Genomic DNA, 5,926 nt, shown 5'->3' with positions numbered 1-5,926 from the left:
TTCTTCTCCCTTTTGACCTTTCCTGTCCGAATGCATTCTTAATTAGGACACCTTCTTCTCCCTTTTGACCTTTCCTGTCCTAATGCACGCCTGGTTCGGACACCTTCTTCTCCCTTTTGGCCTTTTCTGTCCGAATGCGTGCTTAATTCGGACACCTTCTTCTCCCTTTTGCCCGTTCCTATCCGAATGCATGCCGAATTCGGACACCTTCAACTTCCATTTGACCTTTCCTGTCCGAATGCATGCTTAATTCGGACACCTTCTTCTCCCATTTGGCCTTCGCTGTCCGAATGCGTCCCTAATTCGGACACCTTCTTATCCCATTTGACCATCGCTGTCCGAATGCATGCCTAATTCGGACACCTTCTTCTCCCATTCGGCCTTCGCTGTCCGATTCAGGGTTTAAAAAGGTTTTTATGTATCCTCATTTTAAAAATTGATAGAAATAAATAATGGATTAACCCTCATATTCATACCACTTTATTGCCTTCATCTCAATTTCCCTCACCAGTGCTTCCTTCCCCTTTATGTATGCCTCAATGTCCAAGGGGTGCTGTTTCGCTAACTCCATTTTTAAAGCTCCATATTTTTTTGCTTCTTCTGCGTTTAATCTTAAATAATCACGAAATGCAAGATGCCGGGTGATATGAGGATTCCCTTTTTCGTAGATATGGACATGATGGGTCCGCTGATTGCCACCCTTCTGAAAATACCGCCGGCCAGGCAGTCCGTTTTCTCCGCGCGGTTCGTAATCCAGTGAAATCATTTCCGCATTGAAGCGATCAACCCTCTCAATATCATTAACTATAGGCATTAAATCGATGACCGGCTTAGCTGCCAGACCTGGAATGGACGTGCTGCCTATATGGTGAATGTCCAGAATCTCTCTTTTAAAAATAGTCTTGAGGAGTGCTGCCTCGCTTTTAAATAAGGATGGCCAATCGGGATTATATGGAGCAACTGCCACTTGCCTTGTCATGATTTCCTCCTAATCTGAAAACTTCTATTTTGGCCTCATCAAACAAGCCCATAAAAAATCTTCTCCAAATAGATTACTAGGCTGCTGAATCTTTTTCATTCTTCTAAACTCCATGAAAGTAAAATCCTTGTTAAATATCTCTTTCAAGCGTTCTTCAGTATACCCGATGCCTCCCTTTAAGCTGCCGCTGTGATATACCTCCCAGTCTGGAGTAGGAAGCGCGCCATCCGTATTAAAGCAAACAAGTCCGAACTTTCCGCCGGGCTTCAGTGCAGCTTTGATTATCTCCAAATATGTCAGCCTTCTATGCGGGGGGAGGTGATGAAACATGCCGCTGTCATATATCAAATCATAGGTGTGAGGTTCAAATTGGAAATCAAAAAGAGATACGCATTTAAAGCTAATATCCGCTTGTGCTTCTTTTGCTCTTTCAGCAGCCCATTCCATCGCCTTTTCGGAAAAATCAATGGCATCCACTTGCGCTCCATTCTTCGCCAGAAAAATGGCATTCCTCCCTGGACCGCAGCCAATCTCTAGGGTTCTTCCCGGCCGCAAGCCATTTTGAACATACTCATCCAGGTTTTCATCTGGCCCCTTCGCTATGAAAAATGGAATCTCTTTGTCCCGGTCTTCATAAAAATTTTCCCAGAAGGCTTTTGGTTCTCTTAACAATCCATCCAGCATTTCCAGTAAATCATCATATTGTAAAATAGCTTTCTCCACGGCAATACCCCCTTTCCTTTATTTTACTAAAACCCTCATAATCAAGGATTACATCTCCATTAAAAATAGATTATTTATGCAAAATCGACCTGTTAATCCTTCATTATTTTTCCAATTGGAGACCCTATAAGGGGGTCTTTTCAACTCAAATAGTCTAATAAATATTAAGTCTTTTAACATAAGAAAACGCTCGGATACGCCCAATATGAACCATTGGCGATCTTCACACTTTTACCATTTCGTAACATTCGAAACATTTATGAAATATTTTCTTCTCAAAACTTGTCCTTCATTTAGTGTAGCCCACATATAATGACTGACAAGAAGGTATAGGAGGTACATGATGTTTATTTTTCTTGATAAGGCGATTCTTGGGATGGCGATTCTGCGGCTAATATCTGGCAGCATTGAAATTTTTGTTGCCCTACTAATTATAAAAATGAATGATATCGAAAAGGCACTGGTTGTGAATAGTTCACTTGCCCTGATTGGACCGCCTGTGCTTCTCTTGACGACAGTGATTGGATTGACTGGAATGGCAGATAAAGTTTCACTAAGCAAGATCTTATGGGTACTTTGCGGAGTTGGCTGCATTCTTTATGGGGTAAAAGGCAACTAATCCAATAAGAAAAAGAGCTGTACAGACAGCTCTACTTCTGATGCTTAAGCAATTCGGAAACCGTAGTCATATGGTAACCCTGCTCTTTCAATGAAGAAATAATTGTCTTAACAGACTTCAAAGACTCTTCCCGGCTTTCATACATGACATGAAGAAGAATAATGGAGCCTGGTTCTATATTCTCAGCAACATGCTCCGTGATTTTATTGGCATCCCCTTCTATTTCCGGATGACTTTCAGGCTCAATGTTCCATAAGATCGTCTGACGCTCCTGTTTAGATAAGTAGTAAGGCAGAAAAAATAGTTTTTTTCCATATGGAGGACGAAAATGAATTTCTCCCTCATAGCCTGTCTGCCTGATCAAATCATCTGTTTTCTCAATTTCATCTTTAATAAAAGAGGGAGATTTTAGAACCATTCGTGTATGAGAATAGGAATGATTGCCAATTTCATGCCCTTCTCCGGCAATCCTTTTAGCGTCGTCCATATTTTGCTCAATCTCTTGCCCTGTCAGGTAGAAAGTGGCCTTAATTTCTTCTTCCCTCAGAATGTCCAATATTTCCTCCGTGTTGACTCCTGGTCCATCATCAAATGTTAATGCTGCCACTTTTTCCTCTGTTTCTGCTTTGTTTACAAGGCCTCCGAAAAACTGAAAGCTCCTTGACTTGGAAATTTCAAACAGCAAAAAGCAAAGTCCTAAAATCAAAATGATCAATAAGCTGATTTTTAGCAGTTTTTTCATAATTCCTCCTGACAGCTACAGTATCAGGCTAATTATAATTTCTATATAATAAAAAAACCAGCCCCCGATTGGAAACTGGTTTGTTAATATAAGTATGGAGCCGCTTTTGCCGTAACTGTTATAAGAAAGTTTTAAACCACCACTCCTCAAAGTGGGTGTCCGCAGAAACATTCCTGCCTGTCCTCCTTGTCATATAGACAGAGGCTTGTCATTCCTGTTCCGATGTTAAACTCCCTATTTCAGCTTAAAGGTTAAAACTTTAGTATGATTACGTACAATGCAGCTTGTTTTATTATAATAAAATAATTATGTGATGATTTCAATAGAAATGTTTTCCTGCTCTTTATAACCCCTAAATGGCGTCCCATGCTACATTTTTTCCCACTGCCTTATACAAAAATGATGGAATTTTTTACAATCCAAACCTTTGGAAAATCTCGTATAATGCGGGTTAAACAACTTAACAATATAGGAAGACTGTTTAGGTTGTGTATAAGGGGGATTAACAATTGGGAAGAAAATTCGAAAGAAATCTATTGCGTTTGTTATTTATATTCGGAATTATGTCTTTCTTTAATTTGATTAGAAAGCCCCCAATGAAGGAATGGCTTATCATATTCTTTTTAAAAAGCTATATTGCCACCTTTTTAGATAATCTGCTAGTGCGTAAAGGCTATCTCAAATACCCGGTAAATCTGTTTAAAACCTTTGATGTCAGCGTGCTTTTCAGCTATATAATATTCCCGGTAACGTGTGTTTATTTTAATCAGCTGACAAGGAATAATGGTATTAAGGGTATTTTGTTAAAGTCCCTGATTTTCAGTGCTCCATCAGCAGTCGCTGAACATTTTCTTGAAAAATATACACAGCTGATCCGATATAAAAAATCATGGAATTCATATTATAGTTTTGTAACTATAATGGCAACATTTTTAGTGACACGCGGTATTATGGGATTAATTCGTAAATCTTCGGAAAACCAGCAAACATCAGCTCCAAAATCATAATCGGAAATTGGTGTTTTTTTTCTACGAAGACTTCTTATCTTCCCCAGTGCCGGGTGGTGCAGCCTTCCTGGCTAGAACACCTCCATCATAAAACTTGCCGTACTGTTTTAAGATATCTTTCACCTCCGCAACGGAAGGGATTGTCTCTTTTGCAGAGTATGTAAGATAGTAGTTTTTAGTGTTTTTCCGATGAATGATCCATGTGAAAAATTTCATTGCAAAGCCATGTGTATTGTGATTTCTGAATTTCGGCATCTGCTTTCCATCCCATATGGTCATGGTCTGCCCGTTTCCCTTCCATTCCTTCAGCTCTCCATTAAGTTCAGCATAGATTAGACCGGGTGCTTTTTTCATCTGATTCATTACCAATAAGGTCATCACCTGATTAATAAACAACTGAATGAGATTTAATCCTTCCCCTCTTGTCAGAGAAATATATGCCTGTTCAGGCAGCATTTCCGGCTTATCGCCAAAAATCAGCGTATTTGATCCGTCCAATTCCTTTTTTGGTGTCCATTTTTTTTGCTTCATAGCCTTCCCTCCTGGTTTGGTAAAAAATGCCCAGATATATAAGTATTCTCCAAAAGGAAGGATATTCCTTCAAAAAAAACGGAGGCTCAGGAGGCCTCCAAATGGAATTATCGATAAGTCAGATCGGTTATTTCAAGAAACTGAACAGTGGCTTGATCCCTGTCAATCCGGGCTTTAAGTTCCAATTGATCCAGCTGGTAGGTTAATTCTTCACACTGGGCTGATTCGTAACATGTCACCGTTTTTGACTTGTTAGCATCACCGTACATTTTTACTACTTCGGCCTTAGTAAAGGGAAGAGCAGGAAACATACGCGGGCTTAAATATTCTGGATATACAGCAAGACTGCCTATTGTACCATCCTTCATATTTAAGGTTACCCTTAGCCCGGCTCCATCACCCTGATAGTAAAGGCTTTTAATATTGAGCTGGGTTTCAGTCTTTTTTGGCTTGCCCATCCTGGATACTATCTCTTCATAGGCATCTCCTGGCTTTAAGCCAAAAATATGAAGATCTTCTTTGGAAAGTATGAAGGCATCTTTAATTCCTGCCTTTTTAACAGCCTCCAGCTGCTTCACAGCATTCTTTTTGTCTTTAAAAGCACCTGCCTGCACACGGTAATAGGTTTTGCCATCAATAACTGCCGTGCCAATTGCCGCCGGGATTTCTTTTTTCTTTAATAGTGCTGCCCGATTTTCCGCATTCCCTTTTTTGCTGAAAGACCCGGCAATAATCTTATGGTATCCAGCTTCCTCCCCGGATAGAATGAGACGCTGCCCCGGATAGATTATCGTACCAGCTAAATGATTCAGCTCCTTAAGCTGCTCCACACTCATATGATGCTTCTTAGCCAAGGAATAAAGTGTATCCCCTTTTTTCACCACAGCTATTTCTTTATCTCCGCCGTGGTCCGCCAAAACGGCTCCCCCTGAAAAAATTACTGCCAGAGATATGACTCCTGCAGCAATTGCCTGTTTGATATTCTTCATTAATTTCACCTCACTATATATGACGAAAGGAAATAATGGATGTCGCAGAGGGACGGGCCTATTTTGAAAATTGGGCATAAGCGGTGTTATAGATTTACTGCATTTTTCGGCGCTATTTATTCGGATTAAGTGCCATTTTTCATGTTGTCACTTTTGGTCGGAATTCTTTCGGAGACTACTGCTATTTTTCTTAAGGCGGCTCTCTTTTCGGCTTTGTTCGCTCAGTTTAACTACCATTTCTCCTTAGGCACCTCTCTTTTCGGCTTTATTCACTCAGATTAAAGATCGGAAGAGCACACGTCTGAACTCCAGTCACCTACCAGTATCGCGTATGCC

Annotated in this window: 7 protein-coding genes and 1 other RNA gene; 2 read left to right on the top strand and 6 right to left on the bottom strand. The window is 40.4% G+C overall.

Translation table 11 applies throughout. The features are described 5' to 3' along the window. Positions 1-457: 457 nt before the first annotated feature. Positions 458-979, bottom strand: coding sequence for a GrpB family protein (locus ACEQ1T_RS10715; RefSeq protein ID WP_206839450.1), 522 nt, complete (start codon positions 977-979; stop codon positions 458-460). A gap of 24 nt (positions 980-1,003) precedes the next feature. Then, entirely contained in the window at positions 1,004-1,702 is a 699-nt protein-coding gene (locus tag ACEQ1T_RS10710; protein WP_370222826.1) for a class I SAM-dependent methyltransferase, read from the bottom strand. Between the two features lie 343 nt (positions 1,703-2,045). Between ACEQ1T_RS10710 and ACEQ1T_RS10705 the strand changes: the two genes are divergently transcribed. After that, the gene (locus ACEQ1T_RS10705; RefSeq protein ID WP_009334318.1) at positions 2,046-2,321 is read left to right on the top strand and encodes a YqhV family protein; all 276 of its coding nucleotides are present in this window, start codon (positions 2,046-2,048) and stop codon (positions 2,319-2,321) included. Positions 2,322-2,352: 31 nt separating this feature from the next. On the opposite strand, the gene ACEQ1T_RS10700 is transcribed toward ACEQ1T_RS10705, so the two are convergent. After that, a complete protein-coding gene (locus ACEQ1T_RS10700) occupies positions 2,353-3,063 on the bottom strand; it encodes a polysaccharide deacetylase family protein (protein ID WP_206839448.1) in 711 nt (236 codons plus the stop codon). A gap of 93 nt (positions 3,064-3,156) precedes the next feature. Further along, a non-coding RNA gene (ssrS, locus tag ACEQ1T_RS10695) (6S RNA) lies at positions 3,157-3,352 on the bottom strand. A gap of 220 nt (positions 3,353-3,572) precedes the next feature. Here ssrS and ACEQ1T_RS10690 point away from each other — a divergent pair. Continuing rightward, positions 3,573-4,070 carry a CBO0543 family protein gene (locus ACEQ1T_RS10690; protein ID WP_370222824.1) on the top strand — a complete coding sequence of 166 codons (498 nt, stop codon included), beginning with the start codon at positions 3,573-3,575 and terminating at the stop codon, positions 4,068-4,070. 21 nt (positions 4,071-4,091) lie between these two features. Here ACEQ1T_RS10690 and ACEQ1T_RS10685 read toward each other — a convergent pair whose 3' ends face one another. Together ACEQ1T_RS10685 and ACEQ1T_RS10680 are read right to left on the bottom strand one after the other, a co-directional pair. Further along, positions 4,092-4,601, bottom strand: coding sequence for a hypothetical protein (locus tag ACEQ1T_RS10685; protein ID WP_370222823.1), 510 nt, complete (start codon positions 4,599-4,601; stop codon positions 4,092-4,094). A gap of 107 nt (positions 4,602-4,708) precedes the next feature. Next, positions 4,709-5,590, bottom strand: a complete 882-nt coding sequence (locus ACEQ1T_RS10680) for an SPOR domain-containing protein (protein ID WP_370222822.1) — start codon at positions 5,588-5,590, stop codon at positions 4,709-4,711. Positions 5,591-5,926 lie beyond the last annotated feature (336 nt).

Source organism: Cytobacillus sp. (genome assembly GCF_964223445.1).
Lineage (GTDB): Bacteria > Bacillota > Bacilli > Bacillales > Cytobacillaceae > Cytobacillus.
The sequence above is the reverse complement of the archived record's forward strand: the minus strand, read 5'-3'. Positions and strand labels throughout refer to the sequence as shown.

What these genes read in the sequence shown, in the direction of transcription:
- ACEQ1T_RS10715 (WP_206839450.1), bottom strand. Translation starts at nt 979, where the DNA reads ATGACAAGGCAAGTGGCAGTTGCTCCATATAATCCCGATTGGCCATCC.
- ACEQ1T_RS10705 (WP_009334318.1), top strand. Translation starts at nt 2,046, where the DNA reads ATGTTTATTTTTCTTGATAAGGCGATTCTTGGGATGGCGATTCTGCGG.
- ACEQ1T_RS10700 (WP_206839448.1), bottom strand. Translation starts at nt 3,063, where the DNA reads ATGAAAAAACTGCTAAAAATCAGCTTATTGATCATTTTGATTTTAGGA.
- ACEQ1T_RS10685 (WP_370222823.1), bottom strand. Translation starts at nt 4,601, where the DNA reads ATGAAGCAAAAAAAATGGACACCAAAAAAGGAATTGGACGGATCAAAT.
- ACEQ1T_RS10680 (WP_370222822.1), bottom strand. Translation starts at nt 5,590, where the DNA reads ATGAAGAATATCAAACAGGCAATTGCTGCAGGAGTCATATCTCTGGCA.